General features: G+C 64.9%; 2 protein-coding genes. Both read left to right on the forward strand.

From position 1 onward, the window contains the following. Positions 1–69 precede the first annotated feature (69 nt). The gene (locus tag A8G15_RS28365; RefSeq protein WP_064257835.1) at positions 70–597 is read left to right on the forward strand and encodes a winged helix-turn-helix domain-containing protein; all 528 of its coding nucleotides are present in this window, start codon (positions 70–72) and stop codon (positions 595–597) included. Continuing rightward, positions 576–1,151, forward strand: a complete 576-nt coding sequence (locus A8G15_RS28370) for an IS630 family transposase (RefSeq protein WP_197481974.1) — start codon at positions 576–578, stop codon at positions 1,149–1,151. The genes A8G15_RS28365 and A8G15_RS28370 overlap by 22 nt, the downstream gene beginning before the upstream one ends. Positions 1,152–1,184 lie beyond the last annotated feature (33 nt).

Consider the following 1,184-nt stretch of genomic DNA (forward strand, 5'->3'; position numbering starts at 1 on the left):
CTAAAGATGTTTCGGTAATAGGGCGTGTCGTTGCACGTGATTCGCGCCGTGCTGCTTGATCATTGACGAATGGCAGGGAAGAAGACCGGTTCCGGCGAGGAACCCGACCCCCGGAAAGTCAAGCAGCGCGGTACCCGCCGTGATCTGGGGGCGTTGCGTGAGCGGCGGATGCGGGCGGCGGAGATGTTCGCTGCGGGGCGGCGGCAGATCGATGTCGCGGTCGAGCTGGAGGTGTCCCAGCAGACTGCGTCCCGCTGGTTTCGGCAGTGGACCGAAGGCGGAAGTGAAGCGCTCGAAGGTGCAGGTCGGGCGGGTCGCAGGCCGCGTCTCGACGACACCCAGGTCGAGGTGATCCGAGAAGAACTGCTCAAAGGACCCCAGGCTCACGGCTTCGCCACCGGGGTGTGGACCCTGGACCGGGTCGCGATCGTGATCGAGCGGCTCACCGGCGTGACTTACGGTCCCACCCAGACCTGGACGATCCTGCGGACCCGGCTGGGTTGGAGCCGGCAGCGGCCGACGCGGCGGGCGGTCGAACGCGACGAGGATGCCATCGTGGCCTGGCGCGAGAACGAGTGGCCGCGGATAAAAAAATAGCGCGGCGCCGAGGTGCATGGATCTGCTTCCAGGACGAAAGTGGCGTATCGCTGCTCCCGGTGGTCCGCGCGACCTGGGCGCCGAAAGGTGTCACACCCGTACTCCGTCACCGTTTCTCGTGGAAGCGCATGTCCATGGCCGGGGTGCTGGCCTATCGCCCCGACCGCAGCGAAAGCGCGTTCGTGTTTTCCATGACCGACGGCGCCTACAACACCGACAGGCTCATCGAGTTTCTCACCGAACTCCGCGCCCACTTCGCCGGTGAGAAGCTCATCGTGCTCTGGGACGGGCTCATGGCCCACCGGTCCCGGGCGATGACTGCCTGGCTGGCCACCCAACGTGACTGGCTCCACGTCGAACGCCTCCCGGCGTATGCGCCCGAACTCAACCCGATCGAACAGGTCTGGGGGAACATGAAATCCACCGAACTGGCCAACCTGTGTCCCGATACCCTCGACGAGGTCCGCACCGCGACCGAGACCGGGCTGGCCCGGATCGGCTCGAGCTACGACCTGTGCCTCGGTTTCCTCGACCACACCGGACTTTCCTTATGATCCCCACTCACTCAATTACCGAAACATCTGTAA

The sequence above is a fragment of the Rhodococcus phenolicus genome (assembly GCF_001646785.1).
GTDB lineage: Bacteria > Actinomycetota > Actinomycetes > Mycobacteriales > Mycobacteriaceae > Rhodococcus > Rhodococcus phenolicus.

Excerpts from the sequence above, each read along its gene's own strand:
- A8G15_RS28365 (WP_064257835.1), top strand. The coding sequence starts at position 70 with ATGGCAGGGAAGAAGACCGGTTCCGGCGAGGAACCCGACCCCCGGAAA.